At 72.1% G+C, this 24,125-nt stretch carries 24 protein-coding genes, 1 tRNA gene and 1 pseudogene; 9 read left to right on the top strand and 17 right to left on the bottom strand.

From position 1 onward, the window contains the following. Positions 1-16: 16 nt before the first annotated feature. Both ACK8GG_RS12915 and ACK8GG_RS12910 read right to left on the bottom strand, forming a co-directional pair. On the bottom strand, positions 17-892 hold the full coding sequence (locus ACK8GG_RS12915; protein WP_440356405.1) for a hypothetical protein: 876 nt from the start codon (positions 890-892) through the stop codon (positions 17-19). After that, complete coding sequence (locus ACK8GG_RS12910) at positions 892-1,206, bottom strand: PadR family transcriptional regulator (protein ID WP_440356404.1); 315 nt, start codon at positions 1,204-1,206, stop codon at positions 892-894. The genes ACK8GG_RS12915 and ACK8GG_RS12910 overlap by 1 nt, the downstream gene beginning before the upstream one ends. Before the next feature lie 79 nt (positions 1,207-1,285). Between ACK8GG_RS12910 and ACK8GG_RS12905 the strand changes: the two genes are divergently transcribed. The 4 genes and pseudogenes from ACK8GG_RS12905 to ACK8GG_RS12890 all read left to right on the top strand — a co-directional run bounded on the left by ACK8GG_RS12905 (position 1,286) and on the right by ACK8GG_RS12890 (position 3,588). Next, positions 1,286-1,528: a DUF1990 family protein gene (locus ACK8GG_RS12905; RefSeq protein ID WP_440356403.1), complete on the top strand. Its 243-nt coding sequence runs from the start codon at positions 1,286-1,288 to the stop codon at positions 1,526-1,528. 55 nt (positions 1,529-1,583) lie between these two features. Then, positions 1,584-1,835, top strand: a pseudogene (locus tag ACK8GG_RS12900) (DUF1990 domain-containing protein); the annotation flags it as partial. Positions 1,836-1,944: 109 nt separating this feature from the next. After that, positions 1,945-2,778 (top strand): alpha/beta fold hydrolase, encoded by an 834-nt coding sequence (locus ACK8GG_RS12895; protein ID WP_440356402.1) that lies wholly within the window; start codon positions 1,945-1,947, stop codon positions 2,776-2,778. 99 nt (positions 2,779-2,877) lie between these two features. Next, entirely contained in the window at positions 2,878-3,588 is a 711-nt protein-coding gene (locus ACK8GG_RS12890) for a hypothetical protein (RefSeq protein WP_440356401.1), read from the top strand. A gap of 99 nt (positions 3,589-3,687) precedes the next feature. Here the strand turns inward: ACK8GG_RS12890 and ACK8GG_RS12885 are convergent. Continuing rightward, positions 3,688-3,771: transfer RNA gene (locus ACK8GG_RS12885), tRNA-Tyr, on the bottom strand. Between the two features lie 154 nt (positions 3,772-3,925). On the opposite strand from ACK8GG_RS12885, the gene ACK8GG_RS12880 reads away from it, so the two are divergent. The 3 genes from ACK8GG_RS12880 to ACK8GG_RS12870 all read left to right on the top strand — a co-directional run bounded on the left by ACK8GG_RS12880 (position 3,926) and on the right by ACK8GG_RS12870 (position 5,305). Beyond that, the gene (locus ACK8GG_RS12880) at positions 3,926-4,420 is read left to right on the top strand and encodes a YajQ family cyclic di-GMP-binding protein (protein WP_440349542.1); all 495 of its coding nucleotides are present in this window, start codon (positions 3,926-3,928) and stop codon (positions 4,418-4,420) included. Between the two features lie 109 nt (positions 4,421-4,529). Continuing rightward, complete coding sequence (locus ACK8GG_RS12875; protein WP_440349541.1) at positions 4,530-4,676, top strand: hypothetical protein; 147 nt, start codon at positions 4,530-4,532, stop codon at positions 4,674-4,676. Between the two features lie 65 nt (positions 4,677-4,741). After that, positions 4,742-5,305: a hypothetical protein gene (locus ACK8GG_RS12870; protein ID WP_440356400.1), complete on the top strand. Its 564-nt coding sequence runs from the start codon at positions 4,742-4,744 to the stop codon at positions 5,303-5,305. An 87-nt stretch (positions 5,306-5,392) separates the two neighbouring features. Here ACK8GG_RS12870 and ACK8GG_RS12865 read toward each other — a convergent pair whose 3' ends face one another. The 10 genes from ACK8GG_RS12865 to ACK8GG_RS12820 form a co-directional block, all read right to left on the bottom strand. Then, complete coding sequence (locus ACK8GG_RS12865) at positions 5,393-6,670, bottom strand: MFS transporter (protein WP_440356399.1); 1,278 nt, start codon at positions 6,668-6,670, stop codon at positions 5,393-5,395. Between the two features lie 198 nt (positions 6,671-6,868). Then, entirely contained in the window at positions 6,869-7,744 is an 876-nt protein-coding gene (htpX, locus tag ACK8GG_RS12860; RefSeq protein ID WP_440349538.1) for a zinc metalloprotease HtpX, read from the bottom strand. 210 nt (positions 7,745-7,954) lie between these two features. Continuing rightward, on the bottom strand, positions 7,955-9,523 hold the full coding sequence (locus tag ACK8GG_RS12855; RefSeq protein WP_440356398.1) for an NADH-quinone oxidoreductase subunit N: 1,569 nt from the start codon (positions 9,521-9,523) through the stop codon (positions 7,955-7,957). Then, the gene (locus ACK8GG_RS12850; protein ID WP_440356397.1) at positions 9,520-11,103 is read right to left on the bottom strand and encodes a complex I subunit 4 family protein; all 1,584 of its coding nucleotides are present in this window, start codon (positions 11,101-11,103) and stop codon (positions 9,520-9,522) included. The genes ACK8GG_RS12855 and ACK8GG_RS12850 overlap by 4 nt, the downstream gene beginning before the upstream one ends. Beyond that, complete coding sequence (locus ACK8GG_RS12845) at positions 11,100-13,043, bottom strand: NADH-quinone oxidoreductase subunit 5 family protein (RefSeq protein ID WP_440356396.1); 1,944 nt, start codon at positions 13,041-13,043, stop codon at positions 11,100-11,102. The genes ACK8GG_RS12850 and ACK8GG_RS12845 overlap by 4 nt, the downstream gene beginning before the upstream one ends. Continuing rightward, entirely contained in the window at positions 13,040-13,375 is a 336-nt protein-coding gene (nuoK, locus tag ACK8GG_RS12840) for an NADH-quinone oxidoreductase subunit NuoK (protein WP_440352491.1), read from the bottom strand. Before nuoK ends, ACK8GG_RS12845 begins: the two co-directional genes overlap by 4 nt. Further along, positions 13,372-13,875, bottom strand: coding sequence for an NADH-quinone oxidoreductase subunit J family protein (locus ACK8GG_RS12835; protein ID WP_440352490.1), 504 nt, complete (start codon positions 13,873-13,875; stop codon positions 13,372-13,374). Before ACK8GG_RS12835 ends, nuoK begins: the two co-directional genes overlap by 4 nt. After that, the gene (locus tag ACK8GG_RS12830; protein ID WP_440356395.1) at positions 13,872-14,420 is read right to left on the bottom strand and encodes a 4Fe-4S binding protein; all 549 of its coding nucleotides are present in this window, start codon (positions 14,418-14,420) and stop codon (positions 13,872-13,874) included. The genes ACK8GG_RS12835 and ACK8GG_RS12830 overlap by 4 nt, the downstream gene beginning before the upstream one ends. A gap of 60 nt (positions 14,421-14,480) precedes the next feature. Beyond that, positions 14,481-15,446, bottom strand: coding sequence for an NADH-quinone oxidoreductase subunit NuoH (gene nuoH / locus ACK8GG_RS12825; RefSeq protein WP_440352488.1), 966 nt, complete (start codon positions 15,444-15,446; stop codon positions 14,481-14,483). After that, entirely contained in the window at positions 15,446-16,237 is a 792-nt protein-coding gene (locus tag ACK8GG_RS12820; protein WP_440356394.1) for an NADH-quinone oxidoreductase subunit C, read from the bottom strand. The genes nuoH and ACK8GG_RS12820 overlap by 1 nt, the downstream gene beginning before the upstream one ends. Positions 16,238-16,430: 193 nt before the next feature. On the opposite strand from ACK8GG_RS12820, the gene ACK8GG_RS12815 reads away from it, so the two are divergent. Next, positions 16,431-17,477, top strand: coding sequence for a glucose 1-dehydrogenase (locus ACK8GG_RS12815; protein ID WP_440356393.1), 1,047 nt, complete (start codon positions 16,431-16,433; stop codon positions 17,475-17,477). A 12-nt stretch (positions 17,478-17,489) separates the two neighbouring features. Here the strand turns inward: ACK8GG_RS12815 and ACK8GG_RS12810 are convergent, their stop codons facing one another. The 3 genes from ACK8GG_RS12810 to ACK8GG_RS12800 all read right to left on the bottom strand — a co-directional run bounded on the left by ACK8GG_RS12810 (position 17,490) and on the right by ACK8GG_RS12800 (position 21,133). Continuing rightward, positions 17,490-18,053: an NADH-quinone oxidoreductase subunit B gene (locus ACK8GG_RS12810; protein ID WP_440349528.1), complete on the bottom strand. Its 564-nt coding sequence runs from the start codon at positions 18,051-18,053 to the stop codon at positions 17,490-17,492. Between the two features lie 205 nt (positions 18,054-18,258). Next, positions 18,259-19,740, bottom strand: a complete 1,482-nt coding sequence (locus ACK8GG_RS12805; protein ID WP_440356392.1) for a pyridoxal phosphate-dependent decarboxylase family protein — start codon at positions 19,738-19,740, stop codon at positions 18,259-18,261. Then, positions 19,733-21,133: an MFS transporter gene (locus ACK8GG_RS12800; protein WP_440356391.1), complete on the bottom strand. Its 1,401-nt coding sequence runs from the start codon at positions 21,131-21,133 to the stop codon at positions 19,733-19,735. Before ACK8GG_RS12800 ends, ACK8GG_RS12805 begins: the two co-directional genes overlap by 8 nt. Before the next feature lie 180 nt (positions 21,134-21,313). Here ACK8GG_RS12800 and ACK8GG_RS12795 point away from each other — a divergent pair, with 180 nt between their 5' ends. Then, positions 21,314-23,653 carry a DUF7910 domain-containing protein gene (locus ACK8GG_RS12795; RefSeq protein ID WP_440349525.1) on the top strand — a complete coding sequence of 780 codons (2,340 nt, stop codon included), beginning with the start codon at positions 21,314-21,316 and terminating at the stop codon, positions 23,651-23,653. Positions 23,654-23,760: 107 nt separating this feature from the next. On the opposite strand, the gene ACK8GG_RS12790 is transcribed toward ACK8GG_RS12795, so the two are convergent. Then, the gene (locus ACK8GG_RS12790; RefSeq protein WP_440349524.1) at positions 23,761-24,072 is read right to left on the bottom strand and encodes an MGMT family protein; all 312 of its coding nucleotides are present in this window, start codon (positions 24,070-24,072) and stop codon (positions 23,761-23,763) included. Positions 24,073-24,125 lie beyond the last annotated feature (53 nt).

The following is a 24,125-nucleotide window of genomic DNA, read 5'->3' as shown; positions in this document are numbered from 1 at the left end:
GTCGGTCGGTGCCGGCTCACGCCGTGACGACGCTCCCCCGCGGGGTGGTCACGGGGATCCGGCTGGTCTGCCCGGTGGCGCCGGCCACGGCCAGGCTGAAGGCGGTGCAGGCGGTCAGGAGCGCGGGCAGGAGCTTCGTCTCCTCCGACAGCTCCATCGCCGCCCCGGGCAGACCGAAGTCGTACGTGGTGAGCGCGCCCGCGTACCAGAGGTGGGCGGCGAGGTCGGTGTTGGCGTGGGTCACGGCACTGCCGTACGCGGTGAAGGCGAGCCCGAGAAGAGCGAACCCGGCCAGGACCGCGACCAGGACCGTCACGGGCGCGGTCGCCGTCGCGGCGAGCCGCCGGACGCCGAAGACAAGCCCGGTCAGCAGCAGCCACCAGATCGCGAGGGTGAGCGCGACGCCGGAGCGGTTCTCACCGAACGTCTCGCCGGGCCCCGGCACCGACGACATGGCGAGGATGCTGACCGCGAGCAGCGCGGGGACACAGAGGCGCCGGCCGCCCGTCGCCGCCGTGCCGCTCACCCGCCGGCCGAGCCAGACCGCCGCGACCGCGACCGGTACGACCGCGATGGCCATCCCCGCCTCGACGAGGCTGTGATCGATCGCGGCCGCCGTGAACATGCCGGCCATGGTGGCCCCGAGCAGCGCCATTGTGAGCAGCGGTGCGACGGCCAGCAGCTTCGCGACCTGCGGCAACCGGGCCCGCATCTGTGGCAGCGACATCAGAGACCCCTGTTCGATGAGCGCGCACCAGGCCACGTCGGCGAGATCGCGTACGGGACGGGACGACCGGGCCAGCAGGTCGGCGATCTCGTCGCCGTAGCGGTCCCGGATCGCCGGCGGATACATCGCCAGCAACACTCGCGCTACGCGTCCCGGCGTGGTCATCAGGCCATCCCCAGTCGCGTCAGGCCGCGGTGCGCCAGCGCGCGCATCCGCCGCAGCTCCACACCGAGGGCCTCATGGCCACTCGGGGTCAGCCGGTACGGCTTGCGGCGCTCCTCGGCGGGCAGCGCCTCGATGAGGCCGTGCTCCTCCAGGCGGCGGATCGCGCCGTAGAGGGTGCCCGGCCCTGGGCGATCGTCGGTGAGCGCGGCGATGTCGTTCTGGATTGCGTACCCGTGCGCGGGGCCGTCCGCCAGGCTGATCATCACGAGGACCGCCGGCTCGGAGAACCGCCCGAGACTGGACAGGCCGACCACAGCACCTCCTCTACTACGTCGGACGTAGCATCCACTAGATCGACATACGTCGTCAATCCCCTACACCTAGAGTTCGAGCATGATGACATCGGGCAGTGACGAACAGCGGCTGCGTTCGCTGGTGACGGCGAAGGTCACCTACGCCGAGCAGGGCGCCACCCGAGCGGTCCTGCCGGCCGGCTACCACCACGTTCACCGTGACGTGCTGCTCGGCAAAGGCCGGGTCGTCTTCGAAAGAGCCGCCGAGGGTCTGCTCGGCTGGCGGATGCACCGCGATTCGGGGATGTCGGTGACGGCGTCCCAGCCGACCGCAGTCCCGTGACGCGGTCGCGGTCCTTCGGTGGGGACTCGGCCCGGTCACATCCCCGGTTCCCTGCTGCGTCGTGTACACCGTCGATGAGCCGGACCGCCGGGGCTTCGCCTACGGGACGCTTCCCGGTCACCCCGTACGAGGCGAGGAGTCCTTTGTCGTGCGGCTCGAACCCGACGGAGATGTCCGCTTCGCCATCACGGCGTTCTCGCGTCCCGCTTCGGCGATGGCCCGGCTCGGCGCCCCGGTGGCCCGCCGGGTCCAGAAGCTGCTCACTGATCGTTATGTCCGGGCCCTGCGCGAACTCGCGGCGCCCTGACCGGTGCACGCGGCCGCCGTCGGCGCGGCCGACCGGGATTGAAACATGTCGGTGCCCGACGGCAGGATGCCGAGGCGCTGCCGCGCCCCGAGACCAGTGAGGACCAACGATGCCCGAACGCACGTCCGTGACGCTGAACTTCGTCGAACTGGGTTCAGGCACTCCGGTGCTGGCGTTGCACGGCTGGACGCCCGACCACCGCCTGATGCTCGGCTGCCTGGAGCCGGTCTTCGCCAAGCGCCCCGGCTACCGGCGGCTGTACCCGGACCTGCCCGGCATGGGCAAGTCGCCGGCTCCCTCCTCCATCGCGAGCTCCGACGACGTGCTCGACGCACTCCAGGACTTCGTCGACGACACGATCGGCGACGAGCCGTTCCTGCTCATCGGCGAGTCCTACGGTGGTTACCTTTCCCGCGGGCTCGTCCGTGCCCGCGCCCAGCAGGTGCTCGGTCTGGCCTTGATCTGCCCGGCCGGCAACAACCTGGAGAAGGCCGAGCGGACCGTCCCCGAGCGCCAGGTGCTGCGTCCCGACCCGGAACTGCTCGACTCCCTCGACGACGACCGCCTCGCCCAGGAATTCGCGGACGGCGCGGTCGTGCAGACCCTCGACACCTTGCGGCGGTTCCGCGACGAGATCCTGGCCGGTCTCGACCTTGCCGACACCGCCGCGATGGCCCGTATCAAGGAACGCTGGGAGCTCGCCGAGCATCCGCCGGAGGGCGACGGGCAGTTCGACCGGCCCAGCCTCATCCTCACCGGCCGGCAGGACGACAGCGCCGGCTATGTCGAGCAGTTCGCGCTGCTGCCGCACTATCCGCGGGCGACCTACGCCGTGCTCGACGTGGCCGGGCACAACCTCCAGATCGAACAGCCGGCACTCTTCGACGCGCTGACGCTGGAGTGGCTGGACCGCGTCGCCGCCGAGTCAGGCCGAGAGGGGTAGAGGTCGCCGCCGACCTCAGATCATCGCGCCAGCCGAGCGGCACACGAGCCGGATCTCGCCCACCGCGCAGAATTGCACCAGCACTCTAGCCTTCGACTCGTGTCGATTCGTGGTTTCCGGCTGGCGAACCAGCTCGGTACGGAGTATCTGGTCGCCTTGACCATCGTGTCGGCGCTCGCCGGCGCGCTGGTCGCGACCACCTGGATCCGGGCCGATATCGCGGCCATACCGGGCACGGCCCTGTGGTGCCTCGCCTTGATAGCGGCGGGGCTCCTGACCACACCCGAAGAACCTCCCCGCATGGGCCTGCTGTCCCTGGCATGGCTCTTCTCCGCGCTGCTCATCTTCGCCAGCGCCATGGCCTTCTACACCGCCGTCCTCGAGACGCGCGGCGAGCGGATCGAGGCCACCGTGACGCAGGTACGCGAGGGCACTGAGGACGGGCGCCACCTCTACTACAGGCTGGCCGATCCGGAGGGGACACCCATCGCCGGCGAGCTGGGCATGTGGCCGGGCGCGGAAATCGGTGCGAGCGACAACCCCGAAGGCCAGGTCGGCGCACGGGTCACGGTGATACGGGACCCGGAAGGCCTGGTCGATCCGCGCCTGCCCGCCGACGTCAACGCCGGGTCGGCCGCGTTCATCTGGCTTCTGGCCTTCACCATGACCGCCGTGGCCTGCATGTTCGCTGGGCGACCAGTGGCAGCGAAGCCCCGGGTACGCCGTCCTCGCCAACCTCGTGAAACTTCCGAGACCGGACGTAGGCGAGCCCGCCGGCGGCGGCGCAAACGACGCCTCCGTCGCTCCTGACCTCGCCAGCGCCCACCGGCTCGGACAGGCGAGGTCTCCACACCACGACAAAAAGGCCCCCGATCTACGTTTCCGCAGTTCAGGGGCCTTACTGTTGCCTGGTGGCGGGTAGAGGATTCGAACCTCTGTAGCTTTCGCGACGGATTTACAGTCCGCTCCCATTGGCCGCTCGGGCAACCCGCCAGGGCGTGCCACCACGTCGTACGTGGCAGCGGAAGCAAGGATAGCGGTTGCACCCGCCACCGGCGCAACCGGGTACGGTCGGTTGGTCGAGCCGCCCGGATCCGGGCGGTGGGGACACATCACCCAGCAGGTCAGACAGCAGGAGGAAACCCGTATGGCCGCGAATCCGTCGTTCGACATCGTCAGCAAGGTCGACCGTCAGGAGGTCGACAACGCGCTGCATCAGACGGAGAAGGAACTCGGCACGCGCTTCGACTTCCGGGGCACGGGTGCGGAGATCTCGTGGGCCGGCGAGGAGGCGATCAGCCTGAAGGCCGAGACCGAGGAGCGGGTTCGTGCCGCGCTGGACGTCTTCAAGGAGAAGCTGATCAAGCGGAACATCTCGTTGAAGTCGCTGGACGCCGGCGATCCGAAGGCCTCCGGCAAGATTTTCAAGATCGACTGCAAGATCGTCCAGGGGATCGACCAGGAGAAGGCCAAGGCGATCAGCAAGAAGATCCGCGACGAGGGCCCCAAGGGCGTGCAGGCGCAGATCCAGGGCGACCAGCTCCGCGTCACCGGCAAGAAGAAGGACGACCTGCAGGCCGTCATCACCCTCCTCAAGGGCGCCGACCTCGACGTCGCGCTGCAGTTCACCAACTACCGGTAGTTCCCGCACGGCCGGCAGGCCGGCCGAGGAGACGTACGGGCGCGTTCACCAGGGGAAACGCCCGCATGGGATGTTTGGGCGCGGCGGCGGGACGGCGCAGAATGACGGCATGCGCCGAATCAACTGGAAGCTCGCCGCCGCCTCCACCGCCGCCGCGCTTCTCGCCACGTTCACCGTCCAGCGCGTGATCAAGCCCCGGCTCAAGCAGCGCGCCGCGACGGATGAGACCCAGCGGGCGGCACTGCCGACCGTCTGAACAGCCCGTGGTACCGGCCGCCCGCGCGTCCACAGTGGTTGCGCGGCTCGGCCACAATCCACTTCATGATCAAATTGGCAACGCGCGTCCTCCCGATCGCCGCGGCGATCGCCCTGCTCACCGCCTGCTCCACGGCCGAGGCCGAAACGCCCGTCGGCGTTGACTCCCCGGCCGCCGCGGCACCGGAGGAGACCGCCGCGCCCACCGCCGGCCCCGCCACCTTCCCCAACTGCGACCAGATCGCCGCCCTGATCGGCGGACGGCTCCAGGGCTACGCGCTGGAGGAGAAGGAAACCGTCACCGAGCCCGACCAGACCGAGTGCGCCTGGTACCACAGCACCGAGCTCGTTGACGGCGTCAACGTCTCGTACAGCAGGCAGTTCGACGCCCCGGACGACTTCCCCATGCAGCGGGATATCGCACAGCGGATGCACGGCGCGAACTACGTCGAGGACGCGCTGCTCGATGGACGCGAGGCGTACATGTTCAAGCTCGACGGCGGGATCACGAACACGATGTCGTACGTCTCGGCGTACTACCAGATCAACTTCGTCCTCGTCGGCGGCGCGGTGAAGAGCCCGCCCACCGCCGCCGAGATGATCGGCCTCGCCGACCTGGTCACGAACTGACCGAGACCGCACCGGTGATCGCCCCGGTCCCCACCGCAGGCGATCACCGGACCGCAGGCACCACCGTCACGCGGCGGGCGCCAGGCGTCAGTGGCCGGCGGCGGCGAGGGTGGCGCCGGTTTCGGCGCGTACCCGCGACTCGGTGTCGGCGCGGGCGATCGAGCCGCCGGGGCGGCCGGCGGTGACCGCCGCGACCCCGACCGCAAGCGCCGCGAAGACGAACGCCCAGCCCACCCCGAAGTGGTCGACGATCAGCCCGGCGAGCGCGCCGCCGGCCGCCGCCGAGCCGATCGCCATGGTCACCACCCAGGTGTACGCCTCGTTCATCATGCTCGGCGGTGCGATCCGGCCGACCATCATGTTCTCCAGCGTCAGCGCGGGGGCGATCAGCGCGCCGCCGATGACCAGCGCGATCCCGAGCGCCACCGGGTTCGGCAGCAGCGCGAAGACCAGGAAGCTGGCCCCCACACCCGCGAGCAGCAGCCCGAACTGGCGGCTGAGGTTCTCCGCCGGGCGGCGGGTGCCGAACCAGAGCCCGCCGGTCGCGCTACCCACACCCCAGACGGCCAGCAGGATCCCCGCCAGGGTCTCGGCTTCCTTGCCGGTGGCGTGGTCGCCGCTGAACGCCGGCACCGCCACGCCGGAGACCCCGAAGGCGATGCCGAGCCCTGCCACGCAGAGCAGCAGCGCCGGGAAGCCGGTCAGCCGCAGCGGCCCGAGCCCTCGGGTACGCGAGTCCTTCGGGTGCGGACGCCAGCCGCGCATCGCCGGGCTGAGCGCCACGGCGATGGTGCCGACCAGCGTCGCCAGCGCCACGCCGATCAGGGCCGCCGCGGCGTCGGCGAAGACGATGAAACCGGCCACCACCAGCGGGCCGACCACGAAAACCACCTCGAAGAGGGTGGTCTCGGCGGCCAGAGCGGTGTTGCGCAGGTTGTACCGGCCGGAGGCGGGGCTGGTGAGCTCGTTCCAGGCGTTGCGGACGGCGGCCGTCAACGGCGGGAACGACGCGCCCGCCACCGCGCAGGCAACGAAGACCATCGGCAGGTTGTCGGCGCCGCCGCGGCTGGCCAGCAGCAGCCAGATCAGCGCGATCGGATGCGTCACGGCCGTCACCATCAGCACCTTCACCGGGCCGACCCGGTCGGCGAGCCGCCCCACGACCGGACTGATCGCGGCGCCGGCGACGGCGTAGACGGCGCCGGCGGTCGCGGCCACCGAGTAGCGGCCGGTCATCGCCTCGATCACCAGCAGCAACGCCAGGGAGGTCATACCCATCCCGAGGCGGCCGACGATGCTGGCGATCAGCAGCGCGGGCGCCCCCGGCAGATGCCACAACCCCAGGTACTGACGCAGGCCCGTCACAGACTCTCCCTCACGACTACTCGACCGAACCCTGTGACGTTAGCGCCGCCGTCACCGACGGCAACCGGATAACGGGGGCGTGGTCAGCAACATCACCACCCGCCGCCCTCCGCGGCGCCCCGGGCCGGCGTACCGGGCACACGGCCGCAGCCCGCGGCGTCGGGCCACGGGCTGCGGGACGGTGCGGGCGTACGGGTGTCAGCGGCGGTACTGGATCGGGCCGCTGTTGCGGGCCATCTCCTCGAGGCGGCGCACCCGGTCCTCCATCGGCGGGTGGGTGGCGAAGAGTTTCGCCGCGCCACCGCCGCGGAACGGGTTGGCGATCATCAGGTGGGCGGTCGTGGTGAGCTGCCCCTCGGCCGGCAGTGGCAGCCGCTGCGCGCCGGCCTGGATCTTGCGCAGGGCGCTCGCCAGGGCGAGCGGGTCGCCGGTGAGCCCGGCGCCGGAGGCGTCCGCCTGGTACTCCCGGTTGCGGCTGATCGCGAGCTGGATCACGCTCGCCGCGATCGGGCCGAGGATCATCGTCAGGATGACGACCAGCGGGTTGCGGTCGCGGTCACCGCCACCCATCGGGATGAACCAGAGCAGGTTCGCCAGCATCGTGATGATGCCGGCCAGCCCCGCAGCGACGCTGGAGATCAGGATGTCGCGGTTGTAGACGTGCGAGAGCTCGTGGCCGATCACGCCTCGCAGCTCCCGGTAGTCCAGGATCTGCGTGATGCCCTGGGTGACGCAGACCGCCGCGTTGGCCGGGTTGCGGCCCGTCGCGAAGGCGTTCGGCTGCATGGTGGGGCTGACGTAGAGCCGCGGCATCGGCTGCCCGGCCTGCGTCGCCAGCTCCCGCACCATCCGGTACAGCTCGGGGAACTGCGCCTCGGTGACAGGCTGCGCCTTCATCGAGCGCAGCGCGATCTTGTCGGAGTAGAAGTAGGTGACGCCGTTCATCACCAGCGAGATGACAACGGCGATGACGAGACCGCTGCTGCCGCCGAACCAGTAGCCCACGGCGAGGATCAACGCGGTGAGCAGCCCCAGCAGCGCGGCGGTCTTGAGACCGTTTCGGTGGCTGTGCACGATCACTCCTTCGATGCACGGGCCGGCACGGCCCGCTGACCCGTACAACACCCGGGTACCCCACAACCATCCGCTTCACCGCTGAGAAATCACTGAGAGTTCCCGCAGGTCAGCGCAGTGCAGGCGCAGTGCAGGTGTGGCAGGCGCAGCGAAACGGCCACGCGGACGCGACCCGGGACACCTGCGGTGCCGGGCGGAGTGCGGCGCGGCTCAGTGCAGGGCGGTGGCGTCGAAGACGAGCTGCGGGGCGAAGCCCGCGACCACCGCCACCGCCACGGCCACCACCAGCGCCACCAGCACCACCCGCGAGGGCCGCACCCCGGCCACCTCGGCCGGACCCGCCGCGAGCCCGGCCCGATCCGCGTCGGCCCGGTCCAACCCCGGCTCGGCGGGGGCGTAGAGGAGGGCGGCGACCCGCAGGTAGTAGGCGAGGCCGATCACCGCGTTCACCGCCACCACCAGCGCCAGCCAGGCCGCTTCCCCGGCCAGCAGCGACCGCACCACGCCGACCTTGGCGAAGAGTCCCGCCAGCCCGGGCGGCAGTCCGGCCAGCCCGACCAGCCCCAGCACCAGGGCCGCGCCGATCAGCGGCTGCCGCCGTCCCGCACCCCGGTACGCGTCGAGTGCGCCGCCGTCGGCGCCAGCCGGGCGCAGCGCCACCACCGAGGCGTAGACGACCAGTTCCAGCAGCACGAAGAAGACCACGTACGCCAGCGCGGCCCCGACCGCGGCGGCCTGCGCCGACGGGGTGCGCCCGGCCGCGAGCGCCAGCGCCCCGAGGGGGGCGAGGACGTACCCGGCCTGGGCCACCGACGACCAGGCAAGCAGCCGGATCATGCGGCGCTGCCGCAGCGCGACCAGGTTGCCGACGGTCATGGTGAGCACGGCCACGATCGCCAGCACCGGCCCGGTCACCTCGGCCGGCAGCACGGAACCGGCCGACACGCCGGAATCCGCCACGGACGCCAGCGCCGGACCGGCGACCGCGAGGAGCGCCACGACCCCGCCGAGCTTGGAGGCGGTCGACAGGTACGCCGCCACCGGGACCGGCGCCCCGTCGTACGTCTTGGGCGCCCAGGCGTGCATCGGCACCGCCGCGACCTTGAACGCGAGTCCGAGCAGCACCAGCGCCACGGCGGCCGGCACCAGCGGCACTGCCGTCAGATCGTCGCCGTCGGCGGCGAAGACCTCGGCGAGCCGGGTCAGGTGCAGCGCGCCGGTGGCGGCGTAGAGCAGCGCCGCCCCGAGGAGGGTGACGGCGGTGGCGACCACGCTCACCACGAAGAAGGTCAGCGCCGCCTCTGCCCCGGCGCGGCTCTCCCGCCGGGAGGCGACCAGCACGTAGATCGGCAGGGTCAGCGTCTCCAGCGCCACGATCAGGGTGATCAGGTCACCGGCCGCGCCGAGGAGCACCCCGCCGGTCATCGAGCAGGCGAGCAGGAAGCAGTACTCCCCCGCCGGCACGGCCGCGTCCCGCAGCAACGGCACCGACAGCGCCAGCACCCCGCAGGTGAGCAGGCCGAAGAGGAGCGCCACCAGGGCGGCGCGGTCGCCGAAGACGTACGAGCAGCCGGTCTCGACGCAGAAGGTGGCGCGGTCGCCGCCGCGGCCCACCCAGATCGCCGTACCGGCGGTGGCGAGGGCCCCGACGGCGGCGGTGGCGGCGGTGGCGCCCCAGCGGGCGACGAGCAGATCCGCCAGCAGCACCGCCACGGCGGTCACCACCGCCACGTACGCCGGCAGCATCGCCGCGTGGTCGATCACCTGGACCAGGCTCACCGGATCACCTCGATCAGGGCCGCGACCGGATCCTGGGCCATGCCGAGCACCAGGGTCGGCACCAGGCCGATCGCCAGCGCCAGCAGCACCAGCGGCGCCCAGGTGATCAGCTCGACCCCGGCGAGGGACGGACCGGCCGGCCGCAGCAACGCCGCCGGCGTCCCGGGCCGAGGTTGCGCCGCCGGATCGGGCCGGGCCGGCGCCGGGCTGCCGTGGGTCACCTGCCGCAGCAGCCGGAGCAGGTACGCCGCGGTCAGCGCCCCGCCGATCGCGGCGAGGACGGCCAGGACGGTCCAGAAGGGGCCGCCGACGCGCAGCGCGGCGACGACGGCGAAGATCTCGCCCCAGAACCCGGCCAGCCCCGGCAGCCCCAGCGAGGCGATGGCGGCGAAACCGAGCAGCCCGGCGAGCCGGGGCGCGGTGTCCCGCAGTCCGCCCAGCTCGGCGAGGAGGCCCGTGTGCTCGCGGTCCTTGATGGCCCCGGCGAGGAAGAAGAGCAGTCCGGTCACCACCCCGTGGGCGATGTTGCCGATCAGCGCGGCCTGCACGCCGGTGGCGGTGAGGGTGGCGATGCCGAGCAGCACGAATCCCATGTGGCTGACGCTGGAGTAGGCGATCAGCCGTTTCAGCTCCGACTGGGCCAGGCAGACCAGCGCCCCGACTCCAATCGCCGCGACGGCGAGGGCGCCGAGCACCGGCGCCGCCCAGCGCGCCCCCTCCGGCGCCACCCCGAGCCCGACCCGGATCAGGCCGTACGTGCCCATCTTGAGCAGCACTCCGGCGAGGATGACGCTGCCGACGGTGGGGGCCTGGGTGTGGGCGTCGGGCAGCCAGGAGTGCAGCGGCCAGAGTGGGCTCTTCACCGCGAAGGCGAGCGCCAGCAGGGTGAAGGCGAACAGCTGGGTGCCGCGGCTCAGACCCGCACCACCGGTGAGGGCGACGAGGTCCGCGGTGCCGGCGGCGGCGACCACCACGAAGACCCCGACCAGCAGCAGCACCGAGCCGGCCAGCGTGTAGAGGGCGAACTTCGCGGCCGCGTGCCGCCGTCGCTCGCCGCCCCAGCCGACGATGATCGCGTACATCGGCAGGAGGACGACCTCGAAGAAGACGAAGAAGAGGACCAGGTCCAGGGCGAGGAAGACCCCGAGGATGCCGACCTCCACCACCAGCAGCAGCGCCACCAGCGTCCGCCCCGGCCGCCCGTCGGGCGTGCGCCAGAGCGTGTACGCGCAGCAGAGCAGCGTCAGCAGCGCGGTGAGCACCACCAGCGGGTACGAGATCCCGTCCACGCCGAGGTGGAAGCTCAACCCGACGCTCGGCACCCAGGGCAGGTCCAGCTCGTGCCAGGGCAGGATGGCCGGCGGTCCGGCGTCGTGCGGCGCGTACGCGCTCCAGTCGCCGCCGCTGCGGTAGAGCGCGGCGGCGAGCACCAGGGTGAGCGCGGCGACGCCGGTGCCGAGTGCACGGGCGGCCCGGTCGAGGTGGGCCGGGAGCAGCGCCACCGCCGCCGCGCCGAGCGCGGGGACGGCCAGCACGGCGATCAGCAGCCAGCCGCCGGCGGTGATCGTGCCTGCCGTCATCGTGCGCCTCCCAGGATCAGCACGGTGGCGAGACCGATCAGCAGCACCCCGGCCAGGGCGGTCGCCAGGGCCCGGGGCAGCGCCGCGCGGTGCAGGGCGGCCAGCCCGCCGCCGAGCGCCAGGGTCGCCCGGCCTGTCCCCTCGACCGCGCCGTCGACGATGCCTTCGTCGCCGCGGCGGGCGAGGCGGGCCAGCGCCCGGACCGGGCGGACCACGAGGGCGTTCTGCAGCGTGTCGAACCAGAAGGCGTTGGCGAAGGCGGGACGCAGCGGGCCGAGCGCCGCCGCCGGGTCGGCGGCGGGCTGCCGCCGCCAGCGCCACCAGGCAAGTCCGGCGCCGAGCACCAGCAGCAGCACCGGCAGGGCCAGCTCCGGTCCGAGGTGGATGACCTCGGTGTTCTCGCCGACCGTCCCGTCGCCGGCCAGCGCCGCCGTCGAGCCGCCGAGCCGGTCGGCGAAGGCCGGCCAGAAGCCGAGCAGGCCCAGCAGCGCCGCCGGGACCGCCAGCACCAGCAGCGGCACCCGCATCGCCGCCGGCGGGTCGTGCGGGTGCAGGTCTGCGGTCCGGGAGTCGCCGGCGAAGGCGCGCAACAGCAGCCGGGTGGCGTACCAGGCGGTGATCGCGACCGTGACCAGGCCGGCGAGCCAGACCAGCCAGGCCAGCCAGGCCGGGGTTTCGCCGCCGCCGTGGCGGGCGGTGTCCCAGGCGGCGGCGAGGATGCCGTCCTTGCTCCAGAACCCCGAAAGCGGCGGCAGCCCCGCGAGCGCCGCCAGGCCGATCGTGGTGCACCAGAAGGTCACCGGCATGCCCCGGCGCAGGCCACCCATCGCCGACATCGAGGCCGTGCCGACCGCGTGGATGACCGCGCCGGCGGCCAGGAAGAGCAGCGCCTTGAAGGCGGCGTGGCTGAGCAGGTGGAACAGCGCCGCCGGCGGCGAGCCGACCGCCAGCGCCCCGGCCATGAACCCGACCTGGGAGACCGTCGACCAGGCAAGTACCCGTTTGATGTCATCCTGGGCGGTGGCGGCGAGCGCACCACCGAGGAGGGTGATCACCGCCAGCAGGCCGAGCACCGTCAGCGTCACCGGCGCGGCGGCGAAGAGCGGGTAGAGCCGGGCCACCACGTAGACCCCGGCCGCCACCATCGTCGCGGCGTGGATCAGCGCCGAGATGGGCGTCGGGCCGGCCATCGCATCCGGCAGCCATGAATGCAGCGGGAACTGGGCGCTCTTGCCCGCCACCCCGGCCAGCAGCAGCAGCGTCGCCGCGGTGAGCGTGCCCGCGGAGTAGTCGTGGGCGAGCACGTCGGCGATGCGGAAGCTCCCCGCGCCCAGACCGAGCAGCGCCACCCCGAGGATGAAGCCGATGTCACCGGCCCGGGTCACCAGGAACGCCTTCATCGCCGCCGCGGGCGCGCCCGGCAGCCGCCGGTCGTGGGCGATGAGCAGGTACGAGCAGATGCCCATCACCTCCCACCCGATCAGCAGCAGGATCAGGTCACCCGAGACCACCACCAGCAGCATCGCCGCGGTGAAGAGGCTGATCTGCGCCGCGTACGGCAGGTAGCGCCGGTCGGCGTCCGGGTCGTCGTCGGAGCCCGGGCCGAGGTACGCGGTCGAGTAGACCTGCACGGCGAGCGCCACCGCCGCGACCGCCACCGCGACCAGGGCCACCGTGCCGTCGAGCCGGACGGTCAGGCTGACTGCCAGCCCACCGAAGTCGATCCAGGGCCGGGAGGACTCGGCGGGCGCGTCGAGCGTGACCAGCAGCGCCACCGCCGCGGCGAGCGCACCGGCCGCCCCGGTCACACCCAGACCGATCGCCACCCGGCGTGCGGTCCGGCCGGCGTTCTCCGACAGCAGGGTCAGCGCCAGCCCGAGCAGCGCGGCGGCGAAGGGAATCCCCGGCAGCAGCCAGCCGAGCGCAGCCACCCCGCTCACGCGACACCCCCCTGTGGCCGTTCCTGCCCGCCGTCGAGCGGTACGTCGTCGGTGTCGACGGTGGCCCGCAACCGGTAGAGCTGCAGCACGATCGCCAGCCCGACGCCGATCTCGGCGGCGGCGAGCACGATCACGAAGAGGGCGAAGACCTGCCCGCCGTGCGGCAGCGCGGCGCGGGCCGTGGTGTCGGCGGTGACCAGGATCAGGTTGACCGCGTTGAGCATCAGCTCCACCGACATCAGCACCAGCACCGCGTTGCGCCGGCGCAGGACGCCGTAGACGCCGAGGCCGAACAGGAGCGCCGCGACGACGTACGGAATGACGGGTCTCATCGGCGGCGGCCGATCTCGGGCCGGGCCAGCACGATCGCGCCGACTAGCGCGGCCAGCAGCAGCACCGAGAGGAGTTCGAAGGGGAGCACCCAGGAGCGGAAGATCTCGGTGCCGAGCGCCTCGGCCGTACCGGGCTCGGGGAGCTCGACCTTGGTCCAGCGGAACGCGTCGATGAGCAGGGCGGCCAGCCCGAGGCCCACGCCACCGCCGATAACGGCGGCGGGCCAGCCGGGACGGTCGAGGTCGTCGGAGGCGCCGATCGGGGCGCGGGTCAGCATCACCGCGAAGAGCAGCAGCACCACCACCGCACCGACGTAGATCAGCACCTGCACCCAGGCGACGAGTTCGGCGGTGAGCACCAGGAAGAGCCCGGCCACCGCCCCCAGGCAGAGCACCAGGTAGAGCCCGGCCCGCACCAGATGCCGGGTGGTCACCACCAGCGTCGCGGCGCCGACCGCCACCGCCCCCAGGGCCAGCAGCAGTACGTCCGCAGCGGTCACCGGGGCTCCCCGGCCACCGGCGGCGTCTTCGGCGCCGGCGGCTGGGCGGCCTTGCGGGCGGCGGTGTTCTCCTCCTTGGAGGGCTCACCGTGCCGGTCGTGCGCGGGCGGCGGCGGGACGGTGGCCATCCACTCGCCGAGGTGTTCCTTGTCGTGCAGCAGGTCCTTGAGGTCGTACTCGGCGTACTCGAACTCCGGCGACCAGTAGAGGGCGTCGAAGGGGCAGACCTCGACGCAGATGCCGCAGTACATGCAGAGCGAAAAGTCGATGTCGAACTTGTCCAGCACGTTGCGCTGCCGGGCGCGGGCGGCGCCGGGGACCTGCATCTCCTCCTTGTGGGAGTCGATGTAGATGCACCAGTCGGGACACTCGCGGGCGCAGAGCATGCAGACCGTGCAGTTCTCCTCCCGCAGCGCGATCACGCCGCGGGAGCGCGGCGGCAGCTCCGGCTCGACGTCCGGGTACTGCTGCGTGGTGGTCCGCTTGGTCAACGTCTTGAGGGTGACCGCCAACCCCTTCGCCAGACCCTCTCCGGGCATGCTCATGGCGTCCATCCTGCCCTGTGCGCCTGCCGCACGCGACCACCCCCTGTTTCGAGACCGGATCTAGCCGAGTGCGACCTTGACGCCGGCGGTGAGCACCAGCTGCCCGAGGGCCACCGGCACCAGCACCAGCCAGCAGAGCCGCTGGAGCTGGTCCTCGCGCAGCCGCGGGAATGTCACCCGCATCCAGATGATCACGAAGGCGACGGCGAAGACCTTCAGCAGCGTCCAGAGCCAGCCCAGGTACTCGTCGCCGAAGGGCCCCTGCCAGCCACCGAGGAAGAGCACTGTCGTCAACGCGGCGATCACCACGATCCCGACGTACTCGGCGAGCAGCAGGAAGGCGAAGCGCAGGCCGGTGTACTCGGTCATGTAGCCGGCGACCAGCTCCGAGTCGGCCACCGGCATGTCGAAGGGAGGCCGGCGGATCTCGGCCACCCCGGCGATGAAGAAGATCACCAGCGCGGGCGCCTGCCAGATCAGCCACCACGGCTGCCAGGCCTGCACGATCCCGGGCAGGCTCAGCGTCCCGGCGGCCATCGCCACGCTCGCCGCCGCCAGCACCAGCGGCAGTTCGTAGCCGAGCAGCTGGGCCGCGCCGCGCAGGCCGCCGAGGAGGCTGTACTTGTTGGCCGAGGCCCAGGCCGACATCAGCACCGCGAGCACCCCGACGCCGACCACGGCCAGCACGAAGAAGAGCCCCACGTCCAGCGGCTGCCCGACCAGGTCACCGGGGCCGAGCGGAATCACCAGCAGCGCCAGCAGGTAGGGCACCAGGGCGACCACCGGGGCGAGCCGGAAGACCGTACGGTCGGCGTCGCGCGGGACGACGTCCTCCTTCTGCACGAACTTGATTCCGTCGGCGACGAGCTGCGCCCAGCCGTGGTACCCGCCGGCGTACATCGGGCCGAGCCGGCCCTGCATGTGCGCCATCACCTTGTGCTCGGTCTGACCGACGAGCAGCGGCAGCACCAGGAAGGCGACGAGCACGGCGCCGACGCGGAGGGCGAGTTCCAGCCAGAGCGGCATCAGGCGCCCCCGCCGTCGGGGGCCCCGGAGGGCCCGTCGGGGCCGGGAGGCGGCGCCTCACCCACGGCCCGCTCGGGGCGGGCGGGACGGGCCGCGCCGGGGGTCCGGGGAGGACGGGCCGGCCGGGCCGGGGCGCCGCCGCGCGGTCCTTCGCCGACGCCGCCGGCACCCGCCGGGGTCGGCGCGGTTCCCCACTCCCCCGGCGCGGGCACACCCGGCGGCCTGATCGGCCGGCGTCCGCCGCCCGCTTCGGACTCGCCCGGTTCCTTGGCGCCCGGCCACGGCTTGGCCACCCGGGAGGCGAGGACGAAGTCCTTGCGCAGCGGATGCCCCTCGAAACCGGGCGGCAGCAGCAGCGGCCGCAGGTCGTCGTGGCCGGCGAAGGAGATGCCGAACATCTCGTACGTCTCCCGCTCGTGCCAGGCGGCGCCCGCGTAGACGTCGACCACCGAGGCGACCCGCGGCTGGTCGCGCGGCACCCGGGTCCGGATCAGCACGCCGTGGCGTTTCGTGGTCGACCAGAGGTGGGCGATCACGTCGAAGCCGTCGGCGAGCTCGTCGACGGCGGAGAGCCAGTCGAAGAAGTCGCAGGCCAGCTCGGTGTCGTCCCGGGCCGCCAGCAGCGCGTCCCGCCACCGCGCCGGCGGTACGTCGACAGTGGCCCGGGCGTGCTCCTGCCCACCCGAGACCCCGGCAACCGGCCCGGCCGGGGCCTCGGCCACCGGCCCGGCATCGGCGTCGGGATCGGCGAGCAGCGTGGCCAGCCGGTTGCCGACCTCTTCGGGAGTCATGCCGCGATCCTATGACCAGCGGGTTGCGCCCGGACAGCATCGTGCGCCCGAGCCGCCCCGCCGCCGGATCGCGGGCGGCGGCGCATCCCGGGCCGGAGCCGGCGGCACCACCCGGCCCGCTGCGGTGCGACACCCCGGCGGCGATGGGCCGTTTCCGCTGCAGGCGGCCAACGGCCGGACGACAATGGCCAGCGTGCGCGCCGTCACCGTGATCCCCGGTACCCCGAACTCGCTGCGCCTGGAAGACGACTGGCCCGAACCCGCCGAGCAGGAGGGGCCGGTCCTCGTCGAGGCCGTGTCGGTCGGCATCTGCGGCACCGACCAGGAGATCGTCGACGGCGACTACGGCACCGCCCCGCCGGACGCGCCGCGGCTGGTCCTGGGGCACGAGTCCCTGGGCCGGGTGGTGACCGACAGCAGTGGGACCTTCAAGCCCGGCGACCTGGTCGCCGGGATCGTGCGCGAACCGGACCCGGAGCCCTGCCCGAGCTGCGCGGTCGACGAGTGGGACATGTGCCGCAACGGCCGCTACACCGAGCACGGCATCAAGGAGCTCCACGGGTTCGCCCGGGACCGCTGGCGGCTGCGCCCCGAGTACACCGTCCGGCTCGAACCGGCCCTCGGCGAGACCGGGGTGCTGCTGGAGCCGACCAGCGTGGTCGCGAAGGCCTGGGACCACGTCGAACGCATCGGCAGCCGCAGCGTGTGGCAACCGCGGATCGCGCTGATCACCGGCGCCGGCCCGGTCGGTCTGCTCGCCGCCATGCTGGCGACCCAGCGCGGCCTGGACGTGCACGTGCTCGACCGCGTCGACCACGGACCGAAACCCGAGCTGGTACGCGCCCTCGGCGCCACCTACCACGCCGGCGACATCGGCGAACTGGACCTGGTGCCGGACGTGGTGATCGAGTGCACAGGCGCACCGGCGGTCGTGGTTGACGTGATGTTCAAGGCCGGGCCCAGTGGGATCGTCTGCCTCGCGGGGGTCTCCACCGGCCCGTACCGCCTGCGGCTCGACGCGGGCCTGCTCAGCCGCGACCTGGTGCTGGAGAACAACGTCGTCTTCGGTTCGGTCAACGCCAACCGGCGGCACTGGGAACAGGCCGCGACGGGGCTGGCGAAGGCCGACGGGGACTGGCTGAACCGGCTGATCACCCGCCGGCTGCCGGTGACCGACTACGCCCAGGCGTACCGGCCCGCGGCCGAGGAGATCAAGGTCGTCCTGGACTTCGCCCGCTGACGCGGGGGTTGCTCACTCCGCGGGCGGGCGGACCGGGGCGGCGGTGAGCGACTCCACCGAGCGCGCCACGCCCTCGCCGCCCCGCGAGACGAGCGGGTCGGGACGGGAGACCCCACCGACGCCGGACTGCTCGGCTGCGATCTTTTCCTGCAGACGCAGGATGCCGTGCAGCAGCGCCTCCGGCCGGGGCGGGCAGCCCGGCACGTAGACGTCGACCGGGATGAGCTGGTCGACGCCCTTGGTGACCGAGTACGAGTCCCAGTACGGCCCGCCGCAGTTCGCGCAGGAGCCGAAGGAGATGACGTACTTCGGCTCGGGCATCTGGTCGTAGAGGCGCTTGATCGCCGGGGCCATCTTGTCGGTGACGGTGCCGGAGACGACCATCAGGTCGGCCTGGCGCGGACCGTGCGCGAAGGGGATCACGCCCAGGCGGATGAAGTCGTGCCGGCCCATGCTGGCGGCGATGAACTCGATCGCGCAGCAGGCCAGTCCGAAGTTGAACACCCAGAGCGAGTAGCGCCGCCCCCAGTTGAGCACGAACCGGATCGGCTCGCCGATCACCTGCGGCAACTCCACGCCCCGCCCCCTTAACCGAGCACCGGCTCCAAGCTAACCACAGTCCCTCCCCCACCACAGGCGCCGTCTCCCCACCCCCTCCCGGCTCACCCATCCGTCGATCATGGCGTTATGACCACTTCGCTCGGCGTGTCGTGGTCATAACGCCATGATCGCGAGCGGGGGGGTGGGAGGTGGGTGGGGGGGTGGGGGGGTGGGGGGGTGGTTAGTAGGTGGGTTGTTGGAGGAGGCTGAGGAATTCCAGGAGGAGCTTTTCCCGCAGTGGGGGCGGGGCGGTGTTGAGGAGGGTGTTGACCTCGGCCATCCGGTCCGGGACCGGCGGGGCGTCGTCGGCGCCCGGTTTGCCGCCCATTCCCAGGTCGACGGCGAGGGCGGCGACCAGGTCGGCGGTGAGCTGCTCCGGGGTGAGGGTGGCGGCGGCGACCAGCAGCTCCTCGGGCAGCCGCACCGGGCCGAGGGCACGGGCGGCGGCGACCGCGGCGACGAGGTCCGGGCCGAACTCGGCAACCGACGCCGCCACCGACGGGGTGACTGTCAGGTGGATCGAGGCGGGCAGGTCGGCGTACGCCATCTGGGGTTGGGTGTGCCAGCCGCGGACGGTGAGCTCGTCGGCGAGGACGAAGAGGTCCAGGCCGGAGTCGTCGCTGGTGAAGCAGACGACCGTCGCCTGCGGTTCGCTCATCAGCCGCAGCCCGTCGACGGCGCGCACGGCGTCGGCGAGTTCCCGTACGGCCGTCAGCGTGGTGCGGGTCAGCTCCAGGTAACCGGCCTGGCCGAGGTGGCGCAGGGTGGCGTAGGCGGCGGCGATCGGGCCGCCGGAGCGGGTGGAGGAGATGACCGGGTTGATCATCGTGTAGCCGGGCCAGTCGGCGTAGGAGAAGTACTGCGGGGCACGCAGGGTCGGGTCGCGGTGCAGCAGGACCGAGACGCCCTTGGGGGCGTAGGCGTACTTGTGCAGGTCCACCGAGATCGAGGTGACCCCGGCCAGGGTGAAGTCGAAGGGCGGCACCGGTTCGCCGAGGCGGCGCAGGAACGGCAGCACCCAGCCACCGAAGCAGGCGTCCACATGGCAGCGCACCCCGGCGTCCGCCGCGACCTGCGCGATCTCGGCGACCGGGTCGATCACGCCGTGCGCGTACGACGGGGCGGAGCAGGCGACCAGCACGGTGTCGGCGGTGATCGCGGCGGCGATGTCGACCGGGTCGGGGCGCAGGGTGACCGGCGAGACCGGCACCAGGTCCAGGACGAGCCCCAGGTAGTGGGCGGCCTTGGCGAAGGCGGCGTGGGCGCTGGCCGGGGCGACCAGGCGCGGCGCGGTGATCTCCGGACGGGCATCCCGGGCGGTCTTCACCGCCAGGATCAGCGACTCGGTCCCGCCGCTGGTGACGCTGCCGACGACCTCCGGCGCGGTCGTCCCCGGCCCGCCACCCAGCAGCGCCGACGCCGCTCCCACCAGCGCGTTCTCCATCGCCAGCAGGGACGGAAAAGCCGTCGGGTCGAGCCCGTTGACGTGCGCGGAGAGCGCGTGGGCGCTGCGCGCCAGCTCGTCCAGGCCGGGCACCGCCGGGTCGTAGACGTAGGCGAAGAGCCGACCGCCGTGGGTGGGCCGGTCCGCGGCGCGCAGCCCACGAAGCTCGGCCAGGACCTGATCGGCGGGTACGCCCTGCGCGGGCAACGCCTCAACCATGGGTGCTCTCCGTTTCGGTCGACGACCTCGCGACGGCCTCGTCTTCGGCGGCGGCGAGGCGTTCGGCGGTCAGGTCATAGCCGCGCAGCAGCAGCACGGCCACCCCGACCAGCAGCGCCGGGATGACGGTGAAGCCGATCAGCACGCCGAGCCGCGCCGTGTCGGACTGTACGGCCGCCGACCCTGTTGAGGAGGAGACATAGCCGGTCAGCTGCAGCACCAGACCGAAGATCCCCGGCCCGAGCGCCAGTCCGAAGGTCTCCCCCGCCGTCCAGAGTCCGGTGAAGACCCCGGCCTGCCGCCGGCCGGTGCGCGCGGTGTCGTAGGAGATGCAGTCCGGCAGCATCGCCAGCGCGAAGACCTGCTGGCCGGCGTACCCGCAGCCCATCAGGGCGACCAGCAGGTAGACCGCGGCGGCCGGCAGGACCGGCGCGGCGGCCAGGGCCAGCGCGGGGAGCGCGAGCAGCAGCGAGGCCCCGATCAGCCCGTCGCGCTTGCCGAGCCGGGCGCCGATGCGGCTCCAGAGCGGCATCACCAGCAGCGCCGGGCCGATGAAGCAGGCGAAGAGGACGGTGGTGCCGTTGACCGGATCCCGCAGGATCTGCCCGGCGAAGTAGTCGACCCCGGCCAGCACGACGGCCACCCCGACGGACTGGATGACGAAGCAGATCAGCAGCACCCGGAACGGCCGGTTGCGCCCGGCGACGGCGAGTTGCGCCCGCAGCGACGGCTCGCTCTCGGTGACCTGGCCGATCGGGGCGGCGCGGGTGCCGAGGAACGCCCCGACCGCGCCGAGGGCGATCAGGGCGGCGATGAAGAGCCCCATCCAGCGGTGACCGGGGATGCCCCCGCCGCCGGCGGTCACCACCATCGGCGCGATCGCCCCGGAGACCAGGATCGCCACCGCCAGGATGGCGATGCGCCACGTCATCAACCGGGTGCGCTCGGCGTAGTCACCGGTCAGTTCGGCCGGCATCGCCACGTACGGGACCTGGAAGAAGGCGAACGCGGTGGCCGTGGCGAGGAAGGCCAGCGCCACGTAGAGCCCGGCGGTGGGCCCGGCGCCGAAAGGCGCGGCGAAGATCGAGCCGAAGAGCAGCGCCAGCGCCAGCCCACCGCCGAGCAGGTACGGCCGGCGAGCGCCCCACCGCGACCGGGTCCGGTCGGAGATCCGCCCGGCGACCGGGTTGACCAGCACGTCCCAGGCTTTCGGCAACAGCACCAGCAGCGCCGCGACGCCGGCGGCGACGCCGAGGGTGTTTGTCAGATACGGCAACAGCAGCAGCCCCGGTACGGTCCCGAATGCGCCGGTGGCGAGCGACCCGAGCGCGTATCCGGCGTGCACCCGGCGCGGCAGGCGGTGCGGGAACACAGGTGACACCGCAACGGTCATGGCGGGATGTTAGTGCCGCATCGACGCCGGCACATCCCCTCCATGGGGCAAATACGTGACGCTTCGCTCGGCCCGACTGTCGGAAGAGGACAGACACCCGTCGAACCAGATTGTAAGATCATCTATCGTTTCGATCTCGATGCTTCGTGGTCGCTCATCGCCACCAGCGATAGGACGCACATGCGCAAATCTCTCCTTACCTCGGCCACGGCAGCGGCACTCGCCGCCGGAGTCCTGGCCATCGCCCACCCCGCCGCCGCCGACGACGGCATTCGCCACGTCGACAACACGGCCGAAACCTGCACCGACACCGGCGCGGGCGCTGCGTCGGCGCCGTTCTGCACCGTTGGCGCCGCCGTGGCCGGGGCCACCGCCGGGCAAACCGTCGAAATCCGCGGCGACCACTACGACGAGCGCGTCGCCGTCACCGGCTCCGGCACCCCCGAGCAGCCGATCACGATCCGCTTCGTCGGGGCCACCGGGCTGGCAGGTGACAGCGCCGGATTCGTCATCGACGGCGTCCACGACATCCGGCTCGAGAACGTCCGCGTGCACCGGCATTCGGACACGGAACTCGCGCCCACGCAACCGCTCCTGGAACTGCGCGACGCCTCGGCCGTCACCGTGCACCGCGGGTTGCTCGCAAGGTACTGGGACGAGCCGGTGGCCATTCCGGTCGTACGCCTCACCGACGTGACGGACAGCCGGCTGAGCAACTTCACCATCGACGGCACGCACATCGTTGGCAGCCTGCTGATGGACTCCGGCACCGAACGGGTCACGGTCGACTCGATACACGTCCGGCGACTCGGCACCGGGATCGTGCCGGCCGCCGCCGCCGGAATCCGGGTCGAGGGCAGCAGAAACGCCGTCCTCAACACCTTCGTGCAGAATCAGTACGGCACCGGCATCCAGGTGGGGCCGAGCGCCACCGACACCGTCATCGCGAACAACCGCATCCAGAGCGGCGGCGGCAACGGCATCCAGATCTCCGGCGCCACCGGCACCGCGGTCACCAACAACACCGTCCTCTCGGTCTGCAAGGACGGCATCCGGGCCGACGAGAACGCCTCCGGCGTGTCGATTCAGAACAACGTCCTGGACAGCTCGGGTCTGACCTCTTCCCGCTGCGACAACAGCAGCGCGCCCGGTCCGCACATGGCGCTCAATCTCGCCGAGGGCGTGACCGACGCCGTCATCGACTACAACAACGTCTACAACGGCACTCGAGGGTCATCGCACCTGTACTCCTGGAACGGCACCGCGATGAGCCTCGCCACCTTCCGCGCAGAGACCGGGCAGGCCACGCACGACCGGCAAGCGGCCGAAGGCGACCCGGGGACGTGGGACTCGGCCAACTCGGCTGCGCCCGGCTTCCAGCAGACCGACCGGTACGGCAAGGCGCGGGTCGACGACCTGCAGCTCGCCGACACCGGCACCGGACCCATCACCTACGCGGACCGCGGTGCCACCGAACAGCACATCGCCCCCACCGTCAGGGGCAGCGTCGGTCTGGACCTCCCCAACAACTCTGTCACCGTGGACGCGTCAGCCTCCAGGCCGCGTACCGCCCCGATCGCCTCGTACGAGTTCGACTTCGGCGACGGGACCCTCGTGTCGGAGACCTCCCCGGTCGCCTCCCACCGTTACCAGGAGACCGGCGAGTACACCGTCCAGATCACCGCGATCGCCAACGACGGCCAGAGCAGCACGATGCGGCAGCAGGTCAGCGTTCTCCGCCGGACCTCATCCCTGGGGCTGCTAGCCAAGCACAACAACATCTACGTGGCTGCCGAGGGCGGCACCCTGCGAGCCAGCCAGGTCGGGCTGACCGAAGCCGGCAAGCTCGACCTTGTCGATGCGGGCTCCGGTCAGGTCGCGATCTACGTTCCGACCCACGGGGCGTACGTCTCCGTCGATCCCCTGGACGGCAGCCTCACCGTCGGGCAGACGATCAAGGTCGATGACCCGGCCCGGTTCACGATGACCCGCGACGCAGACGGCAGCATCAGCCTCAAGTCGGTGGCGAACGGCCTCTACGTCAGTGTCGACGAAGACTGGAGGCCCGTTCTGATCGCCCGCAGCACCGGCATCGGTATCCGGGAGAAGCTGCATCAGGTCATGGTCAGCAGTGCCGCACAGACGATGAAGGCCGGCGCGAACGGCCGGTTCGTCACGGCGGAGGACGGCGGCGAGAAGCCGCTGATCGCCAACCGCACAAGCACCGGCGGGTGGGAGCGATTCGACCTGATCGACCTTGGTAACGGGCAGGTGGCGCTCTTCTCACACGCCAACCGCCAGTTCGTCACCGCCGAGAACGCCGGCGAGAAGCCGCTGATCGCCAAACGCACCGGCATCGGTGGCTGGGAGAAGTTCACCCTGGTGCGCAACAGCGACGGCACCGTGAGCTTCAAGGCCGCCGCCAACAACCGCTACGTCAGCGCCGATGAGGCCGGGGCGAAGCCGCTGATCGCCAACCGCACCAGCATCGGCGGCTGGGAAAAGTTCACCCTCGGCTGATCCGTCACCTCCACCCCGATCGTGCCCGCCCGGCGACCGCACCGGGCGGGCACGATCGTTCCCACCGCCCGTACGGAAGCTCCCGGCACTTCCCCGGCCTGCGGCGGTCAGGAGTCGGACGGGTACCAGGCGGCGCGGCGCATGTCGACACGGTCGCCGCGCAGCGGCGTCCCCTCGGCGGCCAGCAGCGCCCGGGCCCGGACCTCGCTGCCCGGTGGCAGCCGGCCCGCGGAGTTCACCACCCGGTACCACGGCACCCCGCCGCCGTTCCGAGCCATGATCGATCCGATCTGCCGGGCGGAGTTGCGGCCGGAGCGTTCCGCGAGCGCGTCGGCAACCGCCCCGTACGACATCACCCGCCCGGGCGGGATCCGTTCGACGAGGGCGAGCACCGCCTCGACGTACTCCTCAGGGCTCATCACGGGCCAGGATATGGGAACCCGCGCAGGTCGTGGTCTGCCCGCAGCGCAGA

It is taken from the genome of Melissospora conviva (assembly GCF_049523535.1).
Lineage (GTDB): Bacteria > Actinomycetota > Actinomycetes > Mycobacteriales > Micromonosporaceae > Melissospora > Melissospora conviva.
This window is presented reverse-complemented; position numbering and strand designations above follow the sequence as displayed.